Origin of the sequence: Bacillus sp. S14(2024), from assembly GCF_050473785.1 — a bacterium.
In the GTDB taxonomy this organism is placed as follows: Bacteria; Bacillota; Bacilli; order Bacillales; family Bacillaceae_G; genus Bacillus_A; species Bacillus_A yunxiaonensis.
In genome coordinates, this window is sequence record NZ_JBFLUP010000006.1 from 383,003 (window position 1) to 407,883 (window position 24,881).

The 24,881-nt window shown below is 36.2% G+C and carries 28 protein-coding genes and 1 other RNA gene; 20 read left to right on the plus strand and 9 right to left on the minus strand.

Annotated features, from left to right (window positions below):
* Nucleotides 1–6 precede the first annotated feature (6 nt).
* Nucleotides 7–368: a transfer-messenger RNA gene (ssrA, locus tag AB1279_RS02095) on the plus strand.
* Nucleotides 369–592: 224 nt separating this feature from the next.
* On the opposite strand, the gene AB1279_RS02100 is transcribed toward ssrA, so the two are convergent.
* The gene (locus AB1279_RS02100) at nucleotides 593–1,219 is read right to left on the minus strand and encodes a LysE family translocator (RefSeq protein WP_429757667.1); all 627 of its coding nucleotides are present in this window, start codon (nucleotides 1,217–1,219) and stop codon (nucleotides 593–595) included.
* A 348-nt stretch (nucleotides 1,220–1,567) separates the two neighbouring features.
* Between AB1279_RS02100 and AB1279_RS02105 the strand changes: the two genes are divergently transcribed.
* From AB1279_RS02105 to AB1279_RS02130, 6 genes are all read left to right on the plus strand, one after another.
* Nucleotides 1,568–2,692 (plus strand): RNA-guided endonuclease InsQ/TnpB family protein, encoded by a 1,125-nt coding sequence (locus AB1279_RS02105; RefSeq protein ID WP_429757668.1) that lies wholly within the window; start codon nucleotides 1,568–1,570, stop codon nucleotides 2,690–2,692.
* Nucleotides 2,693–3,431: 739 nt separating this feature from the next.
* Complete coding sequence (locus AB1279_RS02110; RefSeq protein WP_017151750.1) at nucleotides 3,432–3,752, plus strand: PadR family transcriptional regulator; 321 nt, start codon at nucleotides 3,432–3,434, stop codon at nucleotides 3,750–3,752.
* Nucleotides 3,753–3,824: 72 nt separating this feature from the next.
* Nucleotides 3,825–4,166 carry a DUF1048 domain-containing protein gene (locus AB1279_RS02115; protein ID WP_429757669.1) on the plus strand — a complete coding sequence of 114 codons (342 nt, stop codon included), beginning with the start codon at nucleotides 3,825–3,827 and terminating at the stop codon, nucleotides 4,164–4,166.
* Nucleotides 4,167–4,612: 446 nt separating this feature from the next.
* Nucleotides 4,613–5,374, plus strand: a complete 762-nt coding sequence (locus tag AB1279_RS02120) for an ABC transporter ATP-binding protein (protein WP_429757670.1) — start codon at nucleotides 4,613–4,615, stop codon at nucleotides 5,372–5,374.
* Nucleotides 5,375–6,124: an ABC transporter permease gene (locus AB1279_RS02125; RefSeq protein ID WP_429757671.1), complete on the plus strand. Its 750-nt coding sequence runs from the start codon at nucleotides 5,375–5,377 to the stop codon at nucleotides 6,122–6,124. It begins immediately after the preceding gene.
* 254 nt (nucleotides 6,125–6,378) lie between these two features.
* On the plus strand, nucleotides 6,379–6,786 hold the full coding sequence (locus AB1279_RS02130) for a hypothetical protein (RefSeq protein WP_429757672.1): 408 nt from the start codon (nucleotides 6,379–6,381) through the stop codon (nucleotides 6,784–6,786).
* 40 nt (nucleotides 6,787–6,826) lie between these two features.
* On the opposite strand, the gene AB1279_RS02135 is transcribed toward AB1279_RS02130, so the two are convergent.
* Nucleotides 6,827–7,858, minus strand: coding sequence for an alpha/beta hydrolase (locus AB1279_RS02135; RefSeq protein ID WP_429757673.1), 1,032 nt, complete (start codon nucleotides 7,856–7,858; stop codon nucleotides 6,827–6,829).
* Between the two features lie 35 nt (nucleotides 7,859–7,893).
* Nucleotides 7,894–8,085 carry a hypothetical protein gene (locus AB1279_RS02140; RefSeq protein ID WP_429757674.1) on the minus strand — a complete coding sequence of 64 codons (192 nt, stop codon included), beginning with the start codon at nucleotides 8,083–8,085 and terminating at the stop codon, nucleotides 7,894–7,896.
* 529 nt (nucleotides 8,086–8,614) lie between these two features.
* Between AB1279_RS02140 and AB1279_RS02145 the strand changes: the two genes are divergently transcribed.
* From AB1279_RS02145 to AB1279_RS02155, 3 genes are all read left to right on the plus strand, one after another.
* Nucleotides 8,615–8,818, plus strand: coding sequence for a hypothetical protein (locus tag AB1279_RS02145; protein WP_429753181.1), 204 nt, complete (start codon nucleotides 8,615–8,617; stop codon nucleotides 8,816–8,818).
* A 68-nt stretch (nucleotides 8,819–8,886) separates the two neighbouring features.
* Nucleotides 8,887–9,657: an alpha/beta fold hydrolase gene (locus AB1279_RS02150; RefSeq protein ID WP_429757675.1), complete on the plus strand. Its 771-nt coding sequence runs from the start codon at nucleotides 8,887–8,889 to the stop codon at nucleotides 9,655–9,657.
* A gap of 421 nt (nucleotides 9,658–10,078) precedes the next feature.
* Nucleotides 10,079–10,804: a MerR family transcriptional regulator gene (locus tag AB1279_RS02155; RefSeq protein WP_429757676.1), complete on the plus strand. Its 726-nt coding sequence runs from the start codon at nucleotides 10,079–10,081 to the stop codon at nucleotides 10,802–10,804.
* A gap of 68 nt (nucleotides 10,805–10,872) precedes the next feature.
* Here the strand turns inward: AB1279_RS02155 and AB1279_RS02160 are convergent, their stop codons facing one another.
* Nucleotides 10,873–11,964 carry a low temperature requirement protein A gene (locus AB1279_RS02160; protein WP_429757677.1) on the minus strand — a complete coding sequence of 364 codons (1,092 nt, stop codon included), beginning with the start codon at nucleotides 11,962–11,964 and terminating at the stop codon, nucleotides 10,873–10,875.
* 74 nt (nucleotides 11,965–12,038) lie between these two features.
* On the opposite strand from AB1279_RS02160, the gene AB1279_RS02165 reads away from it, so the two are divergent.
* A complete protein-coding gene (locus AB1279_RS02165; RefSeq protein ID WP_429757678.1) occupies nucleotides 12,039–12,599 on the plus strand; it encodes an NADPH-dependent FMN reductase in 561 nt (186 codons plus the stop codon).
* A 241-nt stretch (nucleotides 12,600–12,840) separates the two neighbouring features.
* On the opposite strand, the gene AB1279_RS02170 is transcribed toward AB1279_RS02165, so the two are convergent.
* Both AB1279_RS02170 and AB1279_RS02175 read right to left on the minus strand, forming a co-directional pair.
* The gene (locus AB1279_RS02170; protein WP_429757679.1) at nucleotides 12,841–13,368 is read right to left on the minus strand and encodes a DinB family protein; all 528 of its coding nucleotides are present in this window, start codon (nucleotides 13,366–13,368) and stop codon (nucleotides 12,841–12,843) included.
* A 289-nt stretch (nucleotides 13,369–13,657) separates the two neighbouring features.
* A complete protein-coding gene (locus AB1279_RS02175; RefSeq protein WP_429757680.1) occupies nucleotides 13,658–15,130 on the minus strand; it encodes an MFS transporter in 1,473 nt (490 codons plus the stop codon).
* Between the two features lie 748 nt (nucleotides 15,131–15,878).
* Here AB1279_RS02175 and AB1279_RS02180 point away from each other — a divergent pair.
* Nucleotides 15,879–16,247 carry a YxeA family protein gene (locus tag AB1279_RS02180; protein ID WP_429757681.1) on the plus strand — a complete coding sequence of 123 codons (369 nt, stop codon included), beginning with the start codon at nucleotides 15,879–15,881 and terminating at the stop codon, nucleotides 16,245–16,247.
* A gap of 334 nt (nucleotides 16,248–16,581) precedes the next feature.
* Nucleotides 16,582–16,986 carry a phosphate-starvation-inducible protein PsiE gene (gene psiE / locus AB1279_RS02185; protein ID WP_429757682.1) on the plus strand — a complete coding sequence of 135 codons (405 nt, stop codon included), beginning with the start codon at nucleotides 16,582–16,584 and terminating at the stop codon, nucleotides 16,984–16,986.
* A gap of 154 nt (nucleotides 16,987–17,140) precedes the next feature.
* Here the strand turns inward: psiE and AB1279_RS02190 are convergent, their stop codons facing one another.
* The gene (locus AB1279_RS02190; protein ID WP_429753188.1) at nucleotides 17,141–17,254 is read right to left on the minus strand and encodes a YjcZ family sporulation protein; all 114 of its coding nucleotides are present in this window, start codon (nucleotides 17,252–17,254) and stop codon (nucleotides 17,141–17,143) included.
* 423 nt (nucleotides 17,255–17,677) lie between these two features.
* Between AB1279_RS02190 and AB1279_RS02195 the strand changes: the two genes are divergently transcribed.
* From AB1279_RS02195 to AB1279_RS02205, 3 genes are all read left to right on the plus strand, one after another.
* Nucleotides 17,678–17,836, plus strand: a complete 159-nt coding sequence (locus AB1279_RS02195; RefSeq protein ID WP_429713855.1) for a XapX domain-containing protein — start codon at nucleotides 17,678–17,680, stop codon at nucleotides 17,834–17,836.
* A gap of 116 nt (nucleotides 17,837–17,952) precedes the next feature.
* Complete coding sequence (locus AB1279_RS02200) at nucleotides 17,953–18,288, plus strand: zinc ribbon domain-containing protein YjdM (protein WP_429757683.1); 336 nt, start codon at nucleotides 17,953–17,955, stop codon at nucleotides 18,286–18,288.
* A 564-nt stretch (nucleotides 18,289–18,852) separates the two neighbouring features.
* The gene (locus tag AB1279_RS02205) at nucleotides 18,853–19,029 is read left to right on the plus strand and encodes a hypothetical protein (protein ID WP_429757684.1); all 177 of its coding nucleotides are present in this window, start codon (nucleotides 18,853–18,855) and stop codon (nucleotides 19,027–19,029) included.
* A 4-nt stretch (nucleotides 19,030–19,033) separates the two neighbouring features.
* Here AB1279_RS02205 and AB1279_RS02210 read toward each other — a convergent pair whose 3' ends face one another.
* Complete coding sequence (locus tag AB1279_RS02210; RefSeq protein ID WP_429757685.1) at nucleotides 19,034–19,852, minus strand: LysR family transcriptional regulator; 819 nt, start codon at nucleotides 19,850–19,852, stop codon at nucleotides 19,034–19,036.
* A gap of 119 nt (nucleotides 19,853–19,971) precedes the next feature.
* Between AB1279_RS02210 and AB1279_RS02215 the strand changes: the two genes are divergently transcribed.
* Entirely contained in the window at nucleotides 19,972–20,712 is a 741-nt protein-coding gene (locus AB1279_RS02215) for an SDR family NAD(P)-dependent oxidoreductase (RefSeq protein WP_429757686.1), read from the plus strand.
* 118 nt (nucleotides 20,713–20,830) lie between these two features.
* On the opposite strand, the gene AB1279_RS02220 is transcribed toward AB1279_RS02215, so the two are convergent.
* Nucleotides 20,831–21,211, minus strand: coding sequence for a winged helix-turn-helix transcriptional regulator (locus AB1279_RS02220; protein ID WP_429757687.1), 381 nt, complete (start codon nucleotides 21,209–21,211; stop codon nucleotides 20,831–20,833).
* A gap of 347 nt (nucleotides 21,212–21,558) precedes the next feature.
* Here AB1279_RS02220 and AB1279_RS02225 point away from each other — a divergent pair, with 347 nt between their 5' ends.
* The 3 genes from AB1279_RS02225 to AB1279_RS02235 all read left to right on the plus strand — a co-directional run bounded on the left by AB1279_RS02225 (nucleotide 21,559) and on the right by AB1279_RS02235 (nucleotide 24,339).
* Nucleotides 21,559–22,752, plus strand: a complete 1,194-nt coding sequence (locus tag AB1279_RS02225; RefSeq protein WP_429757688.1) for an MFS transporter — start codon at nucleotides 21,559–21,561, stop codon at nucleotides 22,750–22,752.
* Nucleotides 22,753–22,787: 35 nt separating this feature from the next.
* On the plus strand, nucleotides 22,788–23,630 hold the full coding sequence (locus tag AB1279_RS02230; RefSeq protein ID WP_429757690.1) for an aldo/keto reductase: 843 nt from the start codon (nucleotides 22,788–22,790) through the stop codon (nucleotides 23,628–23,630).
* Nucleotides 23,631–23,820: 190 nt separating this feature from the next.
* Nucleotides 23,821–24,339: a PadR family transcriptional regulator gene (locus tag AB1279_RS02235; RefSeq protein WP_429757691.1), complete on the plus strand. Its 519-nt coding sequence runs from the start codon at nucleotides 23,821–23,823 to the stop codon at nucleotides 24,337–24,339.
* Nucleotides 24,340–24,881 lie beyond the last annotated feature (542 nt).

Here is a 24,881-nt window from a genome sequence, read left to right on the forward strand (position 1 = left end):
TTATATGGGGACGTTACGGATTCGACAGGGGTAGTTCGAGCTTAGGTTGCGAGTCGAGGGGATCGGCCTCGTTAAAACGTCAAAGCCTATAACTGGCAAACAACAAAACAACTTCGCTTTAGCTGCTTAATAACAGCTTTTAGCGGTTCGCCCCTCCATTGCCCATGTGGTAGGGTAGCGGACTCACTCTAAGTGGGCTACGCCGGAGTTCACCGTCTGAGGACAAAGGAAGAGAACAACCAGACTAGCAATTCGGAAGCCTGTCGATAGGCCGAAGAATTTGCGAAATGCTAATATGTCGACTACACTCGTAGAAGCTTAAGTGCCGATACTTTTGGACGTGGGTTCGACTCCCACCGTCTCCACCAATACATATTTGGTGGTTTTTTTATTTTGTATGATATGAACCATAACTTTGCCGTTTCGGTAAGGTTATGGTTCTTTTTGTTTGCGGCAAGCTTATGCTTCTGGTAATTTTGATGTTTCTGAATTAAATCTAAGAAGGATTTGTTCAACAGTAGTACAAAAAATTTTAGAATAAGTGAAAAAGAGAAATAACCACCATTGATTATTTCTCTTTTTATATACATATTTATTTTTGGAAAAATAACTTAACTCCAAATACTAATAATATTGTGCCAGTAATACCCTCCATGGCACGGTTCACTTTTTCTTTTCTTAAAAAATTTCCTAGTTGACGTATTAGTGAGATATAAAGAAAATACCATATTGCTGTCAAAGTCGTAAATGTGAGTCCTAGCAAAAGAAATTGGAAGAGATGACTTTGATTGCTCACAATAAATTGGGGTAGAAAACTAAGGAAAAATACAGCAGTTTTTGGGTTTAAGATTGCCGTGGTAAATCCTTGTCTAAAACTTTTAACCGTTCCAATATCCTTAGGGTTCATTTCCACTGAACCTGACATATGTTCTTTTTTGGAAAAAGAACTTTTAAGTGACTTTACAGCTAAATAAATTAAATAAAGAGCCCCAGCATATTTTATTAATGTAAATAGCATAGCAAATTTCATTAGGATAGCAGAGAGTCCTAGTGTAGCCATTATTGTATGAATCATCATTCCAGATACCGTTCCTAAGACGGTCTTTATCCCACCATTTCTACCATGAGAGATAGTGTTTTTTGTAACTAAAGCAAAACCGGGACCAGGCATTATTATGATTAGGAGTGCTGTAAGGATAAACAATAAATAATTTTCCATGTTTTAGTATTTCCTTTCCAATTTTTAGTTTTGCTTATAGTATAGCTTTTTTCCTTAAAACATTAAATATAAAAGACATGATGAGGATAGTATCATAAATTTTTAACATGCTTCCAAAAGAATTCCCCTTCCTCAAGGAATGAGAAGGGTGAAGCCCAATGAGTAGGGAGGGGATGAATTTTGGTTGGCGTAAGCCAAAGGAATGAAAAAGGAATTTCCTCAAATGAAACAGAAATGATAGTAAAGAATACTTTTGATCTCAAAGTTATTGTTTGCTGACTATAGGCGGTACACCATTAGAAATTCTAAAACAATACCGAAACACAAGGACAAAACGAATGGGAAGTGATGACAATGTTGTTGAATCAAAAATATGAAATCTTTCCAACAGAAGCACAACAAGAAGTGTTAGACCGTTGGCTACAATATTGTCGTCAAACCTACAATTCTGCCTTGCTAGACAAAGAACGGAAATATAAGCAAAATAAAGAAAATTACAATCGTTATGATATGCAAAGACAACTTACATTGGACAAGAATACGTACCCTTTTCTAAAAGAAATGCCTTCTCAGCCTTTGCAAGAAGTTTTTGCACGTCTGAAAAAAGCGTTTGAAAATTTCTTTCGTAAAGATGCAAAGTATCCGAAACAGAAAAAGTATAAAGATTACACGAGTATGACATTTCCGCAATTTGGGTTGAAACCAAATGGAAAGCATCGCTATGCCATGTCTTTTTCTGATAACGGTAAATTATACAATAAAAAGCTGGGAGAAATAGATATCATCCTTCACAGACCACTTGAAGGAACAATCAAGCAATTGATTCTCAAACGTCAAGGGAAAAGATGGTACGCTATTTTCTGTGTCGAAAGACAAGTGGTACCATCTGATATCGATACCAATCGTGCGATAGGAATTGACGTGGGATTATATAAGTATGCCGTTCTTTCTAATGGTTTAGAATATGAAAACCCTAGATTTCTCCATGAAAAAGAAAAACAACTGCAGAAAGCACAACGAAAACTTTCTAAGAAGAAAAAAGGTTCTGCTAACTTCATAAAACAAGTCGAGCGTGTTCGCAAGCTACATGAAAAAGTAGCAAACCAGCGCAGAGATTTTCTTCATAAACTCAGTTACAATCTAGCAAAAGAGTATTCCGTTATCGTTGTAGAAAATTTGAACATTCGAAACATGGTTAGAAACAGAAAATTATCGAAGTCTATTTCTGATGCAGGGTGGGGAATGTTTCGAAACATGCTTGCTTACAAATGCGAAAATCATGGCGGTGTACTCATCAAAGTAGAACCAAAGTATACTTCACAAGACTGTTCTTTTTGTGGGAATCGTGTGAAGAAGTCTCTCTCTATTCGTACTCACATTTGTACAAAGTGTGGAACGGTATTGGATAGAGACTATAACGCGAGCCGGAACATCTTACAAAAAGGATTAGAAGAATTGCTTATCACAAACTAAAGTCTACAAACTGTAGGGCAAGGTTATGTCCGAACAGTATAAACTACGCCTGTGGAGACTGTGTAAGACGCAGTGGGACCCCCCATTATGCAACGGTCTATGAAACAGGAAGCCCCTTCTTCAATCAGACCGGAAGGTGGATAAGGAGGGGTTATTCACTGGAATAATAATCGCAGAGATAAACTTTTAATTTATAATAAATCCAGTAAAGACATAAGAGGTATATACTAATGAACAACAAATTTCTAGATCTATTCGGTGAGTTCATTGAAACAGAAGACGGCTTTTTACTTAAAAAGTTAATGAGTAAAGTAGTGAATAAGATAATCGAAAAATAATGGAGGAATAGAATTGCGATATTTACATGTACAGCTGCTGGATGGGAATAATAAGGGTGTAATCATTGTGAAAGAAGCATAGGAGGAAGTAAAAGCTCCATAAAGAAAATAGGCTGTATCCAATGGGGATAGCTGGTTTTAAAAATAGTTAGAAAATCCATTTGACAGTTCATCTACTGCGTGTTACGATATACCTGTAATATGTCACACTGAATAGTGAGGGTGCAAAAAAAATTAAGAAAAATAGTTGACACCTTCTACTCAGTGATACAATATACATGTAATAAGTAATACTTAATAGTTGGATTTTCCAAAAGCTATTAAGTAAAAAATTTGCCTTAGTACTCTGTAATACTGAATATAAGTCAGACAGAATAGGGGAGGTAGAGGAGGATCTAAATATGGAAAATTTAACTGAAATGCTGAAAGGTTCGCTGGAAGGTTGTGTACTGGAAATCATCAGCCGACATGAGACCTATGGCTACGAGATTACCCGCCACCTGAATGAGCTTGGGTTTACCGAAGTCGTGGAAGGGACGGTTTATACCATCCTCGTGCGATTAGAAAAGAAAAAACTTGTGAATATAGAAAAGAAACCGTCAGATATGGGGCCGCCCCGCAAGTTTTACTCACTGAATGAGGCTGGACGCCAGGAGCTTGAATTATTTTGGAAAAAATGGGATTTTGTATCATCAAAAATAAACGTCTTAAAGTCAATCTAGCTTCATAAGATATTCTGTCTAATATTTTTGGAGTGTCTTATTCAGCTTTATAAAAAAAGGAGGAAAAATAACATGATGGAAATGTTCAAAAAAATGATTGGTGATAAAAAAGAGTACAAAATGATGATGGCGCGGGTTGGAGCTCTGCCAGAGGACTACCAGTTTGTATTTAAGAAAATTCAAAACTACATGTGGAATTTCTCAGCGGGCAACGGGATGGATATGCTGCACATACAGTATGAATTAATCGATTTGTTCGAAGCCGGTGCGGCGGAAGGTAGACAAGTGCTGGAAATCACTGGGGACGACGTAGCGTCCTTTGCTGATGAACTAGTGGCAAATGCTAGAACCTATGTCGCCAAGTATCGTGAAGATTTGAATCAGAGTATCATGAAGCGATTGAGAAAAGAATAAATTTAATAAATAGTACCGACTGATTAGCTGGTTACAAATGTGAATTGCTGCCATCGCTATTCAGTTATATTTTTAACCCGGTAATAAGTAATACAGATTATCAGTCAGACTAAATAGCGGAGTATAGGTAATCTAGCTCCGCAAAGCGCTTTTTATCCCGCATTAACGGGCAGTAATACTTCCACCTCAAAATTCAGCGAAAGCATTGTACAGCTCTAGCGGCTAGAATCTCCGGTCGTTTCGCCCCCTCGGACGAGGCAAAAAGCGACTCTCTGTCGGGGGCTCCAACGTCCTGCGATTCTGAGCGAGCCGCTTCCCCTTTTCTAAAGAAGTTAGGTGGGAGATAAACTGCCCGTAAAAGCCCGATTGGTTCAACTAATAATCAGTGGGGATGAAGAAACCCCCCCCCACTGATTAAAGTTTCACTTTATAAGGAGGAAAAAAGTATGAGCAATGCAGCGATTTCTGTAAAAGGGTTAAAAAAATCCTTTAAAGACAAGGAAGTTTTAAAGGGGGTGGATTTTGAGGTGCGGCGTGGCGAAATTTTCGCACTGCTGGGCTCAAATGGAGCGGGCAAGACGACGACTGTCAACATCCTCTCGACGCTGATGAAGCCCGATGGCGGCGAAGTAGGTATTTGCGGCTTTGACGTCCAGCGGCAACCGGATCATGTGCGCCAGAGCATCAGCCTGACAGGGCAGTTCGCGGCTTTAGACGGCATGCTCACCGGGCGGGAAAACCTGATGATGATTGCCAAGTTGCGTGGAGTTTCCAATCCCGCTCAAGTCGCCGACAATCTGCTTGCGAGATTCAGCCTGACCGATGCGGCCAACCGCCGGGCAGACCAGTATTCCGGCGGGATGAAGCGCCGGCTTGACATCGCCATGAGCCTAATCGGGACGCCAGCAGTCATTTTTCTCGACGAACCGACGACAGGGCTTGATCCCGAAGCGCGGATTGAAGTCTGGGATACCGTCAAGGAGCTTGCCGGCGGCGGCACAACCATCTTGCTGACAACCCAGTATCTGGAGGAAGCTGAACAACTGGCAGACCGTATCGCCATCCTGCATGGCGGAAAAATCATCACGACCGGTACCCTTACCGAACTCAAAGAGATGTTCCCGCCAGCGAAAGTGGAGTACATCGAGAAGCAACCGACATTAGAGGAAATTTTCCTCGCGATCATCGGCAAAAAGGAGGAGATGTAAATGAAAAGCAAAACAGGGGTATTACTAGGGCGTTTAATGCGCAACATCATGCGCAGCCCGGATACGATTATCACGGTGGCGATTACGCCGATTATGATGATGCTGCTGTTTGTCTACGTATTTGGCGGCGCCATAAAGACAGGCACGGACAACTACGTCAATTATTTATTGCCGGGAATCTTGCTGATGGCTATCGCATCCGGCGTCGCTTACACTTCCGTGCGGCTGTTTACGGATGTAAAGAGCGGGCTAATGGCGCGTTTCATTACCATGCCCATCAAGCGCTCGTCGGTATTGTGGGCTCACGTATTGACCTCGCTTGTTTCCAATGCGCTTACGATCGTGGTGGTTATTCTTGTCGCGCTCTTGATGGGCTTCCGTTCCAGCGCTGATATCCTGGATTGGCTCGCGGTAGCTGGGATACTCGGGCTGTTTACGCTGGCGCTGACATGGTTGGCTGTTATTCCCGGATTGACAGCAAGATCTATGGAAGGGGCGACAGCCTACTCGTACCCGCTGATTTTCCTGCCGTTTATCAGTTCGGCCTTTGTCCCCACCGAAACTATGCCTAAAATCGTCCGTGCGTTCGCTGAGAACCAGCCCGTGACTTCAATCGTGAATGCGATACGTGCCCTCTTGTATAAAGGGTCTGTTGGCAACGACATCTGGATTGCGCTTGCTTGGTGCGTCGGCATCATGGTCATCGCTTACTTCTTCGCCAGTAAAGCATTCAAACGCCAGTTAGGATGAGTACACCATCGGTTCGGTGTCTCGTGGCAACTAAATCTTCCGAAATAAAATATATGTTTGGAAAAGCACGGAAAAAATTATCCGTGCTTTAATTATTTGTCATGTTCTCAGGGTAACGATTGTTGAACAACATAGGTAGAAATGATCAATCTTTTTTAAAAGGAATTTTTATATTATCCGTTAAATAAAGGTTTTTACTTCGCTTTAATCAAACTTTATTCTAAATCTACAATTACATCATAGGTGGAATCTTTATGCCCACAGTTTTTTTAGTTATAAATTTTTCTTCATTTGATCATATCTACACAAATCACTCAGATCGTTATCATACAAATCTTTATATGTTTGAGCTAAATGATAAAAAGGGATATTTAGTAATGAAAGGAATTTCTCCTATTGTACATGCTGATTACCACTTTGGCTTTCATTGGCTAAGTATAAGGGACGTATTGCAAGCTGGATTGATTTTTCAACTTTTAATGTTTGTTACCTGTAAAGGTTTTGATTCCGAACAAGCTGTGAGAAAAGAGCATATTAGAAATATGGTTATCAAGTTACGCCATTGGCATTTCATCAGATATCCCCCTTTTTGCACTAAAGTACCCGTTAGTTTAAGCACATTTGACACTAAATTGTTCCTAAAGTTAACCGATAGTCCTTAATTTGACTGGGCTTGGGATTATGAAATTAGCTCAATTGTATTTATTTTATAAATGTATTGCGCATCCATTCATAAAATTTTTCCTTCTCTTCAAATTGTGGATAATGAGCTGATTTCTCAAAAGCTATAAATTCTTTTTTATCGGCCTCAATCATATCAAAATATTTTTTTGCTGCATTAGAGGAAGTCATATAGTCATATTTACCCATTACAAAATAGCATGGTAATTTTAGTTTTGTTACTAAAGTAGGCAATGGATTTTTTAATACTTCCTTTAACAAAATTTGTTGAGAATAGGCTAACCCATAGTTATAACGGATTACATCTAATAAGTTATATTCACTACTGAATAACATATCTATGTTATTGCCATCGGGGTTATCAATAAGTCTTGAACTCCCACCATATTTCATAACATAATTTCGTGGGGTAAATGTATCACCATTTTTGATTTTTTCAGTTAACCCTTGTAAAGATAAAACATCATCTTTATTGCCAGCATTTTGAGCTTGATTAATAGAGTAGTTCAAACTGTCAATCTCGCTTTCTACTGTATCACTCATTTGTCCAATACCAATATATGCTTCATATTTTTCAGGTGCTTTATAGGCAGCTTGCGTTGCAATATATGTACCATAAGAATGACCAATTAGTATTACCTTTTCTTTGCCAAGACGTTTTGATATATAATCCGTCATAGTCAGTAAGTCCTTCACTAATAAGTCTGATGAAAGATTAGAATAGTCCTCAAAAAAATGATACGATTTTCCACTAGCTCTTTGATCATAATTAACAACCGTAAAACTATTTTCTAATAAGTCTTGGTATTTCTGGGCATATGGTATTTCTGGACATCCAGGTCCTCCATGTACAAAAATAATAACTGGATTATCCTTATCTTTGCCACGTATCATAATTTCATGACTACTTCCATTTATCTCTACTTGTTCTAATGCACTTATACTGTTATGACCTTTTATATGCGAAGTCCATGTAGGGGAAAAAAGTGCAATAGTTAGCAATACTATAATAATTACTCCAATAAATTTTATTAATTTTTTTATATTTTTCATATGACTCCTTTCTGCTTCTCGTATGAAAAATTGGCTTAGTGAACCATCAGTGTTATTTGTTCTTGCAATCTGTTTTTTCTAAGTAAGGAAAGCCCTGTAAGAGAAGCCCCAAATGTAATCATCATTCCAACAGCAAGGATTCCCAAGGACACAATATTGTTAGGAATCAGCCTAGCACAAACAGATAAGAGTGCCCCGATAGTTCCTAACCAGACTAAACCAATCACATTAGTCCAACCTGTTTTTTATTCATGACACATCCACTCTTCTTTTTTACCTAATTATACCATTTAAGAGAAGTGGAATGTCAGTTGATTTCGAATATAATGATTTATAAAAACACATTCCGTATTTTAACCAATTTCCTATACTCCATATGTATAAAAGCTTGCATAAACTAACGGCAAGCTTATGAATTAATGATTAGCCCGCGGTAAACTTATACTTTCATTTTTCATAAGAAGTCATGGAAAATTGTTTAAAAACAAAAGGTTTCCGGCAGCTTTATGCTTAAAAAGTAAGCCGTTTTTTACTTACTATTTTATAGGGGTCACAATACCATTATAGGAAAGGATACAAGTTAATCGTTTCTTTGTATGTTAAGGAAGGATTTTCTGAATAGATGTTTGATCAATTAGGAGATGTTATATTTATCCTTTTTATTCCTAATAGGTTATTTATCGATGTTTTTAACAAATATTAGGTAAATCCCTTTTTTGTTACATGTTAATATAAGTAAAAGGGGTGGATTATAACATGAATAATAAATGTAAAAATTGTGGTTCTACCAATTTAAAAGAAGGAAAAGTTGGATTTGGATACCATGCATATGTTTGTGAAAATATATCTAGTACCATTTTTAAAAGCGGAGTTCGTTCTAAGTTATTAACTACATTTTGTTTAGAATGTGGAGAAGTTCAATCTTTTAAAGTTGAAGAACCACAATTATTTAAAAAATAAATTCAATGTTTAAAACAAATCAAAATAAAACCTCTTTTTATAGCAAAATGAAAAATGGGGGATTGGATATGAGTGAATGTATTGGGAATGAACGGGGAAAAGGACTAGATATAGGTGGTATTGAATTATACTATGAATTGTTAGGGGAACATAATGAAGGTCCAACTCTAGTTTTTGATTCTGGGTATGGAGCTACTTTAGAAAGCTGGAATCCGATTAGAGATGAGGTTTCAAAGTTCTCAAAACTATTTATTTATGATAGAGCTGGTGTTGGAAAAAGTGGAATGGATGACAGACCTCGTCATAGTCAACAAAGTGTTGAGAATTTACGTGTATTACTAAAAAAAGCAGGTGTAAAACCTCCATATGTATTAGTAGGACACTCATTTGGAGGGTTAAACATAAGATTATTTGCAAGTACATATCCAGAGGAAGTTGCAGGAGTAATCCTCTTAGACTCAACTCACGAGGATCAAAATAAAATATTGCCTTATTTATTTACAAAAGAAGTTCAGGAAGCGTATTTTAATCAATTTACTTTAGAAGGTTCTCTTCATGAGGTTGAAGAAAGTTTAGAACAAGTTCGTACTTCTAAATCTTTTGGGAACATTCCACTTATTGTTGTAACGGGTGGTTTGCAGCCTTTTCATACAGTAGAATCTATGGCTGCTTGGATGAGATTCCAAAGAGAGCTTGCTAACTTATCAACTAATAACAAACATATTGTTGTTGAAGATGCTGGGCATGTCATACATGCTGATCAACCACAAGTTGTTGTTGGGGTAATAAGAGATATGTTAAGTATGGTAAAGGATAACAATAAATATTCAGTTCTTTAATAACTTGTTATAACTCTTATTCATGCTGCTGAAAGATTATTACATGCATGAATAAGAGTTTGTTTACATTCATATTAGATACCTCCTTATACTTGATAGGTGGCTTATATAATAGCGAAATATCGAATATTACAGGAAGTACTGTTCATTTGCATAATCAGCGTTATTGGTATTAACAAACTTCATTTAGCCCTAAAGGAAGTATAACTTTGCATAAAATGCAGGTTTATGCTTCCTTTTTTGTTGTACAAGGATATGCTTCCTTAAAGTTTTGGAAATGAATCATTATCAGCTAATGTAAAGTGACATCATTTGTTATAAATATAAACAACAAAAAATTTAAAAGAGGTACTTGAACCTAACACTATGTCAGGTTGTATAGTAATGTTGCCGGCTAAAATAATTCGTACGAAATGAGGGGTTGATTCTGAATAAAAACACTTGGAAAATTGGAGAGTTAGCCAAGCAAACCGGGCTTACGGTACGGATGCGCCATTATTATGACAAAATTGGGTTGTTTTCTCCTTCGCATTCTTCTGATAAGGGACATAGAATCTACACTGAAACGGATATTGCCAAGCTGCAACAAATTATGTCACTTAAGCAGTTAGGTTTTGCTTTAGGTGAAATTAAAGAGATGATGGAAAATCCAAATTTGAATCCGGCCGAAGTTATAAAAGTACAACTAGAAAGTGTAAAAGAGTCGATTCGGATACAAGATCAATTGTGCAGTCGGTTGGAAAGAATATACGAGCTGCTTAACAGTCAACAAGAAGTGAGCGCAGAACAATTTATAAATTTAATTGAGGTGATTAATATGAGTAAAGATAAATATTTTACCCAAGAACAACAGGAAAAGATATTCAAACAGATGGGATTAGAGAAAAGAAAGCAATATGTAAGTGAATGGTCTGAAATAACTGCAAAGATACGCGCGGAATATGAGAAAGGGACACCACCTGAAAACCTAGATGTAACACAATTGGCAAAGCGATGGAATGAATACCTCAATAAGTTGACTTTTAAGGATCCTGAGATATCTAAAGCAGCTGAACGTTATTATAGAGAGAATCCTGAAATAGGAGAGAAATTTGGGATAGATAGCCAGCTTTCTGACTACATCAAGAAGGCTATATCACACAGTTAAATTCATCTTTATCCCGCTATTCGTGGGCAGTAAGACCCCCACCTCAAGGTTCAGAGGGAGGGGGTTATTCACGTAGTTGTTAATTTAGCATAGATGATAAAGAACAGGGTTAATTCTCCCATTATGACAATGTTCGGAACCATTACTATTAAATCAATAATAAAAAAGATGGCTAAAATACCTAAAAATAGCCCTAAGTGATAATATTTCAAACGATGTTTTTCATATCTGTATTGATGAAAAACAATAGAAGTTGCAATGAAATAGAGTAATACAGAACCGAATACAAAATACAAGATAAACAAATAACGAACCTCTTGTAAAAACAGCAACTTAATAGATGCAGCAATCATGCTTAAAGACATTAAAATAAACAAATGACCGTAAATAATGATTTGGCCGGTTGTCTGGATTGATTTATCCACTTTCTTCTCTACATTATCAAAATACTGCCACCACATAGAAATAATAAGAATAAATGAAATAAACGAAAATGAGATTGAATGCCAATCCCCTTTTTGCGGCTGCAGCACAGAAATGGTGCTGACGACTGATTCTCCAAAAAGGATTAATGTTAATAAAGCAAACCGTTCTAATAAATGAGTTGTATTTGGCGGAGCTTTCACCAAATACTTGCGTCCGAAAATAGGTACAATAATATCCACAATAATTCCTGCATATAACAAGGCGTATCGAATCCATGAATCAAAAAAGAGGGAAAAAAATGAGATTATGATTCCAAGCCAAAACCCTCTTCCTAAAAAGCGAGCCACCTTTTTTCGATTACCTTCTTCTATCTTTTGGACAACAAGATATTGGATAGCTGTTAGTGCTCTTAATCCAATATAACCAATCAGAAAGGAGAAATAGTATTGATCGAAATCTACCGATAAGCTGGATGTCATAATAAGAACAAACAACATTTGAAGAATCATAAACATACGTTGATGTAAAAAATCTTGGCCATACCGATTCGTAAACATTGTTTGTCCAGTCCAAGACCACCATATCGGAATAAACATGAGAGCAAACTTTAATAAATATTCTGGGTAAATATATCCCTTTTCAGCATGAACGAGAACTTGAGTGGTAGTTGCAACTGCTGCTACAAATAGGAGGTCATAAAAAAGTTCTAACCATGTAACCTTTTTTTCTTCCATTTTTAGCACCCCTTTCCATGTTTGATAGAGTATAGTATCATGAAAGGTAACTTTGAACAAGGAGGGTAATTGAAATGACTAAAACGATTGGCCTTATGTGCGGCAGTTTAAGAAAAAATTCTTATAATCGAATCATAGCTCAATCATTGACAGATATGAGTGATTCTGTTCAGTTTCGTTGGATCGAGATAAAAGAGCTTCCTCTATTTAACGAAGATTTAGAAGTAGGCGGAGATCCAGAAGAAGTAACATCATTTAAGTCATCTATTCAAGAAGTTGACGGTATTATTATCGTTAGTCCAGAATACAATTCTGGCATTCCGGGTGCGTTAAAAAATGCATTGGACTGGGCGTCAAGACCTTCGAAATCCTCTGTTCTTAGTAGAAAACCAGTTGGCTTAATCGGAGCAACTCCTGGCGGATTAGGTACCGCCTTTGCTCAAATGCAAATCAGACAAATACTAGAAGCCATGCAAGTTCATGTTCTTCCATTTCAAAAAATGCTGATTTCGCAAGTACATGAAAAAATTGATTCCGATCAAAAAGTGCTTACTGACGAAAAAACAAAACGATATCTTCAGCATTATTTACAACAATTTATTCATTGGATTGATCACACTCCTGTTCTAGATTAACAAAAGGGGCAAAATTTTAATGCCCCTATTCTCCTTCTTCATGGAACGTGAGGAACAGAATACGATTTATCTCGCATTAGCGGACGGTAATATTGGTAGAATGATTTCGAACGATTCTTCGCTGTTAAGAGTATGAAGAAATGTATTAGGCCATGGGATGGCGCGTTTTTTTTGCCGCATTACTGAAGGTGTCTTTGCTGAAGAAGTCTTATTTTTCGTGCGTAAAAATTGAAGATTTTTGTTATTTCTTTTTTAATATGCCTAAATATGCATCCCATGGGCCAACGTCTTCTCTGTACCTTTCAGACATAACACGAATGATTTGAGAAATATGTGTTAAATCATGAATAACCCATGTTGAAATTAATTCTCTTACCTTCACTACACCAAATGCAGGATGGTATCCCGTCAATTCAAGATGCGATTCAGAATCAATAAGTGATGTAAGTTTGTTTATGTTGTATTTTCTAATTGTTTTAAACTCAAATAATTTTTTTTCAATAGATTCTTGAGATGTATTGTTTAAGTGGGAAAAGCGATCAAAATGTGGGAAAGATTTACTTTCACCTTCCTGGAGAATAAATTCTAGCCGTGGTATCCAATTGTTTTTCTCTCCTTCAATGAGATGTTCAATCACTTCAGAGACATTCCATGTTCCTTCTCCTTCATTGCAGTACAACCATCCATTAGATAAACCAGATAAAAAATACTCCAATGTTGGTGGTGTGCGATCAAGAATCTCAACAGCTTCATTTAAATTAAAGTTCACATAATTTCCTCCTCTCGCTCATGATACAAAAGTATATTCCAAAAAATTACCTTCATACAATCCTTTAAAAAAGTGGTAAATCATTTACATTATTATACATTAGTTTTTGATGAACATTTATTATAACAATTACTTTAATTTCTTTTTTGATATGGATAGAAAAAGAATAATGAAGTTGTAACTCAAATAATCCTACTAGGGATAGCATCAACAACACGAAATAGCTCTGTTACATGTAATACAGTTAAAAAAGCACCTCAAAAAAGAGGTGCCATTGACGAAAAATTACTTATTGTCTTGTGATATGGCGATTACGAGCAGCGCGTGATTGTAGTAACCTCCATCCTGTTAAAAAGGCACAAACTAAACAGATGAAAGCTGAACCGATAAAAACAATATGCATCCCTTCAAGAAAAATATCTGGACGATTAGGGATGAGCCCTGTAACTCGGTATCCAGCTTTTGCGCTCATAACGCTGAACAAGGTGGTAGTAGCAACGGAAATCCCCACTACCATTCCGATATTTCGAACAAGTGAGTTGACACTTCCTACTACACCGAGCATAGATCTTGGTGCGGTTGACATGACCAATGAATTATTAGGTGATTGGAAAAGCCCGCTTCCAAGTCCGAGCATGGCAACAAGAACTCCTACAAGCGTAATCGAACTTCCGTCATGAAGCGTAGCTAGTCCAAATTGCGCCAGGACCATCACGAGTAAACCAATAAAGGTTAGTAATTCTTGCCCGATTTTATCTGATAATGCTCCGCTTATTGGTGCAACAATTGACATGGTAATCGGGAACAGCATGAGCAAAAATCCAGCACTTAGCGGTGATAGGCCTAAAATACTTTGCGTATAAAATGGAGCGATAATATTAAAACAGAAATTTGCTACGAACACGAGAAAACCAACCAAAATACTTAACGAAAATAAAGAGTTTTTAAATAATGACAGATGCAGCATAGGCTCTGATACTTTGGATTCCACCCACAAAAATATGATAAAGCTAATGAGCCCTACGGCAAAAGTGGTAATAATCCGGATATCAGTGTAGCCAATTTGTTGTCCTAACAAAAGCCCTGAAAAAAATGAAACAATAAAAATTGAGAACAATAAACTTCCTGCAATGTCGAGTTTTACATGTAAAAAGTTAAGATCATTCGGAAAAATTATCCACCCAAAAATAATAGCAATCAGCCCAATGGGAACATTAACCCAGAAAATATAGTTCCAACCAAAAGTAGAAACCAGTAGTCCTCCAAGACTCGGTCCTGCAATAGCTCCGAGAGAAACAAATGTCCCGACAAGACCAAGAGCTTTTCCGCGCTCATTAGCAGGGAAAATATCAGTAACAATTCCTTGGCTGTTGGCCATGGTCATGGAAGCACCAAGGGCCTGAACAATTCGAAAAAGAACAAGCCATGACAAGGAAATGCTAAATCCACATAAAAGAGAACCGATTACAAAAATGACTGTTCCAATTTTAAATATTTTAATTTTACCAAACATATCTCCTAATTTGCCAAAGAACAAAATAAGCGTACAAATAGCAATTAAATAGCTGCTAACCACCCATTCCGTTTTGGCAATCGACAATTGAAAGTATTTAGAAATATCCGGAAGAGCAATATTCACAATACTTGAATCAAGCGTGGCCATAAAAACAAACAAATTGAGAATGATCAAAATAGTCCAGCGTTTTTGCTGAACATAGGGATCTTCTTGGAAAGTTTTTGTTTGAGAGTTCAAGGGTAACACCTCATTAATAGCAATAGTTGCGCAAATATTGCTGATTAAAATTTTTTAAGGAGTGCTAGAAAGGAACCATGAATATAGATAGAAAACTGATTGGCAAGGAAACATAGCTTACAACCATTTTAATAAAATTTGTTAAAGACTTTTGAATAGAACAACCTCTCATTCAGTGATATAGAATGATTACTATATGGGGTCCCGCCAACATTTCGTTGTTATCTTAACTAGAATTAGATTTTCTCAACATAACTTCTGTTACCTATATGATAAAATAAATTATACAGTTCCCTTTAAGCTGTTTTTTCAATAACCAAGTACGCGATGGAAAACTCTCTGATATGAGAGTTTATTTTTTTGCTTATTCATAATAACTCCTTTTGAATGTAATATATATATTTTTGCTATGTCAGTACATCAATATACGCTCCAAAAAGCGTGGTGCTATATGTTTAGCTGTTAATTTGTCCATTATAATGTATTGGTGGAAATTTTATGTTTTAAATTACATTTTGTTATGATAGGAAGCATAACTTTGCATAGAATGCAGGTGTATGCTTTTAAAGTACAGCATACCCAGTTTAAAATCTTTAAATTTATATAATCAAATTAAAAATCTTTTATTCCTTTAAGAAAAACTTAAGAAATTTTTCCATTTTTTATTAAGAAACGATCTCTATACTTAGAGATGTCTTCAATAAAGTACATTTATTCTTATTGAAATTTTAAAGGTTTAAAAGAAGGAGAAATAAAGATGAAAAAAATATTACTTGGAATCATAGGTCTAATTATTGGATTGGGAGCATTCATGATTGTTGGAACTGGAAATGCTGATGAAAATATAGATAGATTAAACCCGTTTGTCAAAGAAAAAGTTGTGTATGTTCTTACTAAAGGTGAAGGAAAGCCTGATCCTGGTTACCCTGGTAGATATATGTACATATTAAATGGAGTTGACGAATCAGGACAAGAAGGAGAAGTTAAAGTAGGAACTGCTGCTAAAGACGAGTTTCAAGAAAACACTTATTTAAAACTTCGTGCAAAAGGAAAATATGTTTTCGAATTTAAGGAAGTACAAGAAAAAGATGTTCCTGAAAAGGCAAAGGAAAAACTTAAGAAATAACAGGAAAGAAGATGCTTTTAGGATCGCACTCAATTGTCATCAAGCTAATCAAGATATATAAAACAAAACCCGAAACCGATTTATTAGGTTTCGGGTTTTATTTATCCCGCTATTTGTGGAGAGTAAGACCCCCACTTCAAGATTGAGAGAGAATCAATAAAGATAGGTGGGGGCTGATTAAAGTTGTAAGGAAGAGCTGTTAGTTAAACAATTGTACAATTCATATTTCGATAATTATGTATAGTAATTAATGAATTGTCACCTTTTGTATCGTGAAGCGGTTTTGCTATAATGTATTAGCATAATTTATATATAGAGAGGGGTGCTAGATGAAATGCAAAGATCTAAAATCGATTATCATATCGCTAATATTTTACAGTGGATATTAAATATAGCTCTTATTATATTATCCCTTGTTCTATCTATCTTTTTAATCAATGAAACATTCACATTTATACAATACGTGTTTTCATCAAAAAAATACACACCGTATAAATTAGTAGAAAGTATTATTGTTTACTTTTTATATTTTGAGTTTATTGCATTGATTATTAAATATTTCAAATCGAATTATCACTTTCCGCTGCGTTATTTTATCTACATAGGAATTACGGCCCTAATTCGATTAATTATTGTTTCTCATGAAGAACCATTTGAAACATTATTGTATGCAGGCTCTATTCTCATTTTAGTTGTGGCTTTATATCTCTCTAATATAAGGGATTTGAAGAAAGATTAATTTATCCCGCTATTCGCGGGCAGTAAGACCCTCATCTCAAGATTCAGAGAGAATCGAGATGGGGGTCTTTTCGTTAGGTGTGATAACATTAAATAAAGCGAAGAGTCCTATTATAAATAGGACTCTTCGCTTTACGTATAGTTGGTTGGTTTTTCTAGAAACCGAATCCGCCTCCAAAACAGCTACATCCAATTATAATTAACAGGATGAATAACACAATTAATAAGGCGAACCCGCCACCGAAACCACCACAACCAGCAAAACCCATATGAACTCCTCCTTCATAAATAAGGGGATAAAACAGTGGGAACATACTTGCTTACGGCAGATTCAAATTCAGTATATGTTATAAGCATATGTACAGTGCAAGTCCTCAAGGTGAAGTTATTTTTCTTTTCGGTTATTGCTGAAGTTCTTTCGAAGCAAGCTGATATCCCCTATTGCGTGAATAATCAATGGGAGGAAAGACTTTCATAATTTCTATCTTGAACTAAGCGGCTGGATCGAACTAAGAACCCGGTGACAATTCAGATTCCTGAATTTGAGTTTGGTAATGTTTTCCTTGTTTAAATGGTAGCTCAACACGTATGAAAAATATTCTATTTTAGGGAATGCTAATACAAGCTTTGTTAGCAACTATCTGGGTTCCATATATAATTTACAAATTAGAGAAAAACAGGAGGAAGGTAACATGCATGAAATCTTTATGTCAACTTTAGCAGGATTAATTGTAGGAGTAATATTTACTTTATTAAAACTTCCGATTCCTGCACCCCCAGTTTTCTCAGCAATCATGGGAATCATTGGTGTATGGGGCGGGATGAAGTTAGTTCAATTATTTTGGGGTTAGCATAAAAGGAAGCGGGTTTATGCTTCCTTTTTTTGTTATGTCCGGGTAGGGTTGTCAATAAAAGAAGACTATGGCAGTATATAAAAGTATATATAGCGAGTGGAGGAAATAAACTTATGTCAACTTTACCAAATTGCCCAAAATGTAATTCAGAATACACTTACGAAGATGGAGTCCTTTTTGTTTGTCCAGAATGTGCGCATGAGTGGAGTTCAGAAACGGAAAGTAGTGAAGATGAAAAGGTTATTAAAGATGCAAACGGAAATGTGTTAAACGATGGTGATTCTGTAACAGTAATCAAAGACCTTAAAGTAAAAGGAACTTCACTAGTCGTAAAGATCGGTACAAAAGTAAAAAATATTCGTTTAGTTGATGGCGACCATGACATTGATTGCAAAATTGATGGTTTTGGACCTATGAAATTAAAATCGGAATTTGTTAAAAAGGCATAAATAAAGTATTTTTAGAAACTAAAAAGGATTACCTTGTATGTTTATAAGAGGTAATCCTTTTTAATCTATTTTCTTTTTTATCATGTTGTTGAAATGAATGAAAATCGAAGAATAAAAGTTTGTAAACATCGCAGTGTCTAACTCCTTTAAGCGGTTGTTAAAAATAAGTGCTATTACATGAAAACTTGCTGAACGACTTTTATAAAAGCAGCAATACTAGATAATAATACAAAACCGCCTAAGCAAGAACCAGTAACGATTTGGGTGAATAATAAATTTTTATTTTCGTTCATAAGAATCCGCTCCTTTATCGTATTCTCTAGGTTTAGTGTTAGCTTACATGAATTTAAGAAGCGGAAACATCGAATTGCCTAACAAAAATCTTACATTATTGTAAGAATTCTTGTGTTTGGAAAAAACGCTACTTTATTGAGAGAATAGTGTTTTTTGTTTATTAGCTTGATGGTCAAATAAAAACGTACTTGTAAGAAATTCAACGTTCTTGATTCATCATATAATGTAATTGTACTAGAATGCATCGTCTAGATGGAGGAGGTCAAATATATGAAATCAAAGGCCGTTTTATGGATTTTAGCGGCTGTTATGATCTTCGCGTTTGGTTTGTTAGTTAGATATATACATACAGATGTAATTACAAATGATCACATTTTAGGATCCCTAGGGTATACTATAGCTTTTAGTCTTGTTTATTTTATCGGTTTCAAATTAAAGAAAAAGTAAAAAACTATAATTCCTTCAAAAACAAAATAAACTTCTCCAAACTTTGTGACCTTCGTTTGCCGCGTTTCATAATAAAATTGATCTTAATTTTGTCTGGTAGTTTCTCGTGATGAATAGTCTTCATTTCTGCAACATCTACTGGTAGGATGCTTATCCCAAGTCCTGCATGAACAGCTTGGAGAATGGATTCAAGGGAATCAAATTCTATAATATTTGGTTGTTTCCAATTCTGTTCCTCTGCAAAATCTAACAGTTTATTTCTATATATACAGCTGGGATCACTATTGATAAGCAGCGTTGGATGATGGTGCTGTTCAATTGGAGAAGTGAGTGCGATGTTTTCAAAATAACTGTAAACATTTTCGAACTGTGAATCGTTATATGTACCGTTTATAAAAATTCCATCAACCTCTCCGTAAGAAAGCATTTCTTGTAATTTTAGCTTACTGTTTGTTTTTATTTTTAAATCAATGTTTGTATTTGCCTGCAAAAAAGAAGAGAAGAGCCACGGAACTTTCACGGCAGAAATCGTTTGGGGTGCTCCGATGATTAAAGATTCCCTCCACTTTTTTGGGTTTATTTTTGTTTTTGCTTCATCCATTAACAGCATAATTTGATTTGTATAATCTAATAAAATTTTTCCGTCTTCAGTTAATGTTACTCCTCTGTTATTACGTATGAATAATTGAACGCCTAGTTCCTCTTCTAAACTTTTTATGCGCTGGCTTATATTTGGCTGCACATATCCGAGTTTTTCAGCAGCTCTAGATATAGATTGCAATTCGGCAACGTGTTTAAAAATCCATAAATCGTGACTTTCCAAAAATACATCCCTCCACTGATATCATTTTAAATGATATCACCTTCATTATTCCGTATTATACCTTTCGTATGAGCGAAGATACAATTATAACAAATAGGAAAAGAAGAGGAGAAGGAGCAATGGAGATAAAAGATAAGGTGGTTATTATAACAGGCGGCGGTACTGGTATCGGAAAGGCTACGGCTTTGAAATTGGCAGGTGCAGGAGCGAAGATTGTAATTAATTACAGCCGTTCGGAAAAAGAAGCAGTAGAAACAAGGGATGAAATTGTACAACGCGGAGGTACAGCGCTCGTCCTAAAAGCTAATGTAGCGATAGAAAAAGAAGTTGAGGACATGGTGCTGCAAACTGTGAAATCTTTTGGGACAGTAGATTGTTTAGTGAATAATGCAAGTATAACAGCGCAAATATCGATGGATGATTTACAGTCTGTAACGGATGAAGTGTGGGATTCTCTTTTTAACGTAAATGTGAAAGGGATGTTTCATTGTGTAAAGGCTGTTGTTCCTTATATGAAGAAACAAGGATCGGGTGCTATCGTGAACGTAGGCAGTGTTGCCGGAATAACGGGACTAGGTTCATCTGTACCGTATGCAGCAACAAAAGGAGCTATTCACACGATGACGAAATCGTTAGCACTTGCACTTGCACCTGAGATTAGGGTGAATAGTATCGCCCCTGGTGCAGTTCATACGAGATGGTGGGCTGACAATGAAGAGAAGATGCATCAACTTGCGGGAAACATACCGCTGAAAAGAATTTCAACACCTGATGAGATTGCAGGGGCGATCTTGTTTCAATTGACTCAAGAGTCTATTACAGGACAGATATTTACAATTGATAACGGACAGACGCTTTGAAGTTGTAGTTTATAATGAAAAACATCCTCTTACTTCATGTATAAGAGGATGTTTTTCATTATAGATGTTCCTAACATTCACGTTACAAAGCGGAACATTGAAATTCGTATGTGTATTTTCAATTTTGTTGTTTCAGTTTCTCGTTTAAAATATTGTCCTCTAAGACAGCAAATTTATCACCATATACTTTCGTAATATGTCTTTCTCCCCATGTGCATAGAGAGTCTAAAATATCTTGTAAGCTCCATCCATATTCACTTAGTTCATATTCCACCTTTGGCGGCACTTGATTGTAAACGATGCGATTGATGACGCCATCTTCTTCTAACTCACGTAATTGCTGCGTTAACATTTTCTGTGTAATGTTTGGCATAAGACGTTTCAATTCACTTGTGCGTTTTTTACCATGAGTAAGATGACAAAGAATCACACATTTCCACTTTCCTCCTATTACTTCGAGTGTTGCTTCTACGGAAATATTGTACTTTTTTTTCTCCATGTTCTGCCTCCTAATTAATAGGTACTTTTTGGTGCCTATATAACTTTTTAGTATCTATATTACTTAAAAGTACGTACTTTTCTTTATTTCTCCTATACTCCATAATAACATTTGCCGGCGAATTCTTACCATATAGTTTTTATCCCGCATTAACGGGCAGTAAGACCCCCACTTCAAGATGCAGAGAAAAACGAAGAGGATAGGTGGGGGGTAACTGCCCGTAAAAGCCCGATTGGTTCAACTAACCATCCGTGGGGGATGGAGGTTTCACTTTATATAGTTTGTTTAGATGAGATAGAACGATACAAGGATACAACGATACAACAAGAAAATGAGGAGGAGGAAGAATGAATTTAGATAAAAAACGAAGTACATTGGCACTATTGGCATTAGCTGTAAGTGCTTTTGCAATCGGAACAACAGAGTTTATTAGTGTAGGATTATTACCACTTATTGCGCAAGATTTAAACGTTACTGTTACAACAGCGGGATTAACTGTTTCTTTATATGCTTTAGGGGTGACATTTGGAGCGCCTATCTTAACTTCCTTAACATCCAGTATGTCGCGTAAATCCTTATTACTTTGGATTATGATTGTCTTTATTGTTGGAAATAGCATTGCTGCAAGTGCAACAAGTATCAGTTTGTTACTAGTTGCTCGTGTTGTTTCAGCGTTTTCACATGGTGTATTTATGTCAATAGGCTCTACGATTGCCGCTGAGTTAGTTCCAGAAAATCGCCGAGCAAGTGCGATTGCGATTATGTTCACAGGACTCACAGTAGCAACTATTACAGGTGTCCCAATCGGTACATTTATTGGACAACAATTTGGCTGGAGGGCTTCTTTTATAGTGATTGTTGTAGTAGGTATCATTGCTTTCATTGCAAACAGTATTCTTGTTCCATCTAATTTGCGAAAAGGGAATCAAACAACATTTCGTGATCAAATTACTTTGATTACAAACGGTCGTTTACTTCTTTTATTCATTATTACAGCTTTAGGTTATGGGGGTACATTCGTTGTCTTTACGTATTTATCTCCATTATTACAAGAGATAACCGGGTTTAAGGCAGGGGCTGTTACTATTATTTTACTCGTTTATGGAGTAGCAATTGCAATCGGTAACGTTATTGGCGGTAAAGTAGCGAACCGGAATCCGATTCGTGCATTATTCTATATGTTTATTGTACAAGCGGTTGTGCTCTTTATTTTAACGTTCACAGCTCCATTTAAGATAGCTGGTCTTATTACAATCATTTTAATGGGATTATTAGCGTTTATGAATGTACCAGGATTACAAGTATATGTCGTGATGTTAGCTGAACGTTTTGTGCCGAGTGCAGTAGATGTGGCATCTGCAATTAATATTGCTGCATTTAATGCTGGAATTGCTATTGGTTCTTATTTAGGTGGTGTAATTACAGATTCGATTGGGCTCATTTATACGCCTTGGATTGGAGCATTAATGGTTTTAGGAGCTGTGATTTTAACAGGGTGGAGCAAAACGCTGGAACAAAACGATCAAAAACGTGCAGCATAGAAAATTTTCTTTCATAATTAGGAGGCTTATTTATAATGATAAAACATTTACAAGATAAAACAACTTTGCATAACGGTGTAAAAATGCCTTGGTTTGGCATTGGAGTATTTAAAGTAGAAGAAGGTCCTGAGTTAGTGAATGCTGTAAAAACAGCGATTACACATGGCTACCGCAGTATTGATACAGCAGCGATTTATGGAAATGAAGAAGGAGTTGGACAAGGGATTCGTGAAGGAATACAACAAGCGGATATTTCTAGAGAAGATATATTCGTGACATCAAAAGTTTGGAATGCAGATTTAGGATATGAGTCCACAATTGCTGCTTATGAGACAAGTTTAGATAAACTTGGACTAGAGTATTTAGATTTATACTTGATTCATTGGCCTGTGGAAGGGAAATATAAAGAGGCGTGGAGAGCATTAGAGACCCTTTATAAGGAAGGACGAGTAAAAGCGATTGGAGTAAGTAATTTTCAAATCCATCATCTTGAAGACTTAATGAAAGATGCAGAGATTAAACCAATGGTGAACCAAGTAGAGTACCATCCGCGCTTAACGCAAAAAGAGCTGCAAGCATTTTGTCAGGAACATAACATTCAGTTAGAAGCTTGGTCTCCATTAATGCAAGGACAATTACTTAATCATGAAGTTCTTCAAGAAATTGCTAACAACTATAACAAATCTGTTGCACAGGTCATTTTACGCTGGGATTTACAAAATGGCGTTATAACCATCCCGAAATCTACAAAAGAGCATCGAATTGTTGAAAATGCAGATGTATTTGATTTTGAGTTAAAGGAAGAAGATATGAAACGCATTGATGATTTGAATGAGGATCATCGTGTTGGTCCAGATCCTGATAATTTTGATTTTTAATGTAATGAACTATTAGGAGTTATCTGTGTCACTTTTGCTCATGTTAAGCATCTAAGGGGATACATGAAGAACCCGCACTTCAAGATTGCAAAGAGATAAGTGCGGGAGTTTTCATAATATGATAATTGAGTTATTGTCTAGTTCTCATTTACATCATCAGCTATAATATGGTTTAGAAAGGATGATTTCTATGGAACAGCGCTCGCTCGTCCTGCTTGGTTTGCTTATGAGCCAAAGTCAGCATGGATATCAAATTAATGAATTTATTGAAAGAAATTTAAGTACAGTTACAGATATGAAAAAGCCTACTGCTTATGCAACTTTAGATAAACTTCATAAAAAGGGATACATTGATGTTCAATTGGAGCAAGAAGGAAACAGACCATCCCGCAAAGTATATTCTATTAATGAAAATGGTAAGCAATATTTTTACAAATTGTTATTGGACAACTTATCATCAGCCGAGAGTGTTAACTATCAAGGTGATATAGGATTGATGTTTATTGACTTTCTTCCATTAGAAAAATCGTTGCCTGCTCTAGAGGAACGATTAAATAAAAATAGGAAGTTCATTCATATGTTTAAACAAACTCCAGCTCATGAGATGAGGATTGGAGTCAATCTGGCAATAGAGCATAAAATAACAATGTTAGAAGCAGAAATTGCATTTCTTGAAAAAGCGATTCAAACGCTTAGTTCTAAAATTTAAATGCTCTAAAGGCAATGGAACCTCTGTATAGCAGGTTCTTTTTTGCTATCCCGCATTAACGGGCAGTAAGACCTCCACCTCAAGAATTGGAGAGAGGCATTGTCCAGCTCTAGCTGCTAGAATCTCCGGTCGTTTCGCCCCCTCGGACGAGGCAAAAAGCGCCTCTCTGTCGGGTGCTCCAACGTCCTGCGATTCTGAGCGAGCCGCTTCCGCTTTTCTTAAGAAGATAGGTGGGGGATAACTGCCCGTAAAAGCCCGATTGGTTCAACTAACCTTTCATGAAAAAAGCATTCATGAAAGGAAGTTTCACTTTATTTATGTGAGTGTTTTTGCTGCATATCCCGTTGCTAAATATGACGATATAATTTATAGTCATGTTCTTATTAGTCACAGTTGACTAATAAGAATGTTGTGTATATAATAACCTTAATTAGTCACGTGTGACTAATTATTTTAAAACTAAAGGGGTGACTTACATTATTTCTCGTACTGTCATGGACAGTCATTCTATTATTCTAGTAGATAAATTGAAAGTAAGCCTT

What these genes read in the sequence shown, in the direction of transcription:
- AB1279_RS02100 (WP_429757667.1), bottom strand. Translation starts at nt 1,219, where the DNA reads ATGGAAAATTATTTATTGTTTATCCTTACAGCACTCCTAATCATAATA.
- AB1279_RS02105 (WP_429757668.1), top strand. Translation starts at nt 1,568, where the DNA reads ATGACAATGTTGTTGAATCAAAAATATGAAATCTTTCCAACAGAAGCA.
- AB1279_RS02110 (WP_017151750.1), top strand. Translation starts at nt 3,432, where the DNA reads ATGGAAAATTTAACTGAAATGCTGAAAGGTTCGCTGGAAGGTTGTGTA.
- AB1279_RS02115 (WP_429757669.1), top strand. Translation starts at nt 3,825, where the DNA reads ATGATGGAAATGTTCAAAAAAATGATTGGTGATAAAAAAGAGTACAAA.
- AB1279_RS02120 (WP_429757670.1), top strand. Translation starts at nt 4,613, where the DNA reads ATGAGCAATGCAGCGATTTCTGTAAAAGGGTTAAAAAAATCCTTTAAA.
- AB1279_RS02125 (WP_429757671.1), top strand. Translation starts at nt 5,375, where the DNA reads ATGAAAAGCAAAACAGGGGTATTACTAGGGCGTTTAATGCGCAACATC.
- AB1279_RS02130 (WP_429757672.1), top strand. Translation starts at nt 6,379, where the DNA reads ATGCCCACAGTTTTTTTAGTTATAAATTTTTCTTCATTTGATCATATC.
- AB1279_RS02135 (WP_429757673.1), bottom strand. Translation starts at nt 7,858, where the DNA reads ATGAAAAATATAAAAAAATTAATAAAATTTATTGGAGTAATTATTATA.
- AB1279_RS02145 (WP_429753181.1), top strand. Translation starts at nt 8,615, where the DNA reads ATGAATAATAAATGTAAAAATTGTGGTTCTACCAATTTAAAAGAAGGA.
- AB1279_RS02150 (WP_429757675.1), top strand. Translation starts at nt 8,887, where the DNA reads ATGAGTGAATGTATTGGGAATGAACGGGGAAAAGGACTAGATATAGGT.
- AB1279_RS02160 (WP_429757677.1), bottom strand. Translation starts at nt 11,964, where the DNA reads ATGGAAGAAAAAAAGGTTACATGGTTAGAACTTTTTTATGACCTCCTA.
- AB1279_RS02165 (WP_429757678.1), top strand. Translation starts at nt 12,039, where the DNA reads ATGACTAAAACGATTGGCCTTATGTGCGGCAGTTTAAGAAAAAATTCT.
- AB1279_RS02180 (WP_429757681.1), top strand. Translation starts at nt 15,879, where the DNA reads ATGAAAAAAATATTACTTGGAATCATAGGTCTAATTATTGGATTGGGA.
- psiE (WP_429757682.1), top strand. Translation starts at nt 16,582, where the DNA reads ATGCAAAGATCTAAAATCGATTATCATATCGCTAATATTTTACAGTGG.
- AB1279_RS02190 (WP_429753188.1), bottom strand. Translation starts at nt 17,254, where the DNA reads ATGGGTTTTGCTGGTTGTGGTGGTTTCGGTGGCGGGTTCGCCTTATTA.
- AB1279_RS02195 (WP_429713855.1), top strand. Translation starts at nt 17,678, where the DNA reads ATGCATGAAATCTTTATGTCAACTTTAGCAGGATTAATTGTAGGAGTA.
- AB1279_RS02200 (WP_429757683.1), top strand. Translation starts at nt 17,953, where the DNA reads ATGTCAACTTTACCAAATTGCCCAAAATGTAATTCAGAATACACTTAC.
- AB1279_RS02205 (WP_429757684.1), top strand. Translation starts at nt 18,853, where the DNA reads ATGAAATCAAAGGCCGTTTTATGGATTTTAGCGGCTGTTATGATCTTC.
- AB1279_RS02215 (WP_429757686.1), top strand. Translation starts at nt 19,972, where the DNA reads ATGGAGATAAAAGATAAGGTGGTTATTATAACAGGCGGCGGTACTGGT.
- AB1279_RS02220 (WP_429757687.1), bottom strand. Translation starts at nt 21,211, where the DNA reads ATGGAGAAAAAAAAGTACAATATTTCCGTAGAAGCAACACTCGAAGTA.
- AB1279_RS02225 (WP_429757688.1), top strand. Translation starts at nt 21,559, where the DNA reads ATGAATTTAGATAAAAAACGAAGTACATTGGCACTATTGGCATTAGCT.
- AB1279_RS02230 (WP_429757690.1), top strand. Translation starts at nt 22,788, where the DNA reads ATGATAAAACATTTACAAGATAAAACAACTTTGCATAACGGTGTAAAA.
- AB1279_RS02235 (WP_429757691.1), top strand. Translation starts at nt 23,821, where the DNA reads ATGGAACAGCGCTCGCTCGTCCTGCTTGGTTTGCTTATGAGCCAAAGT.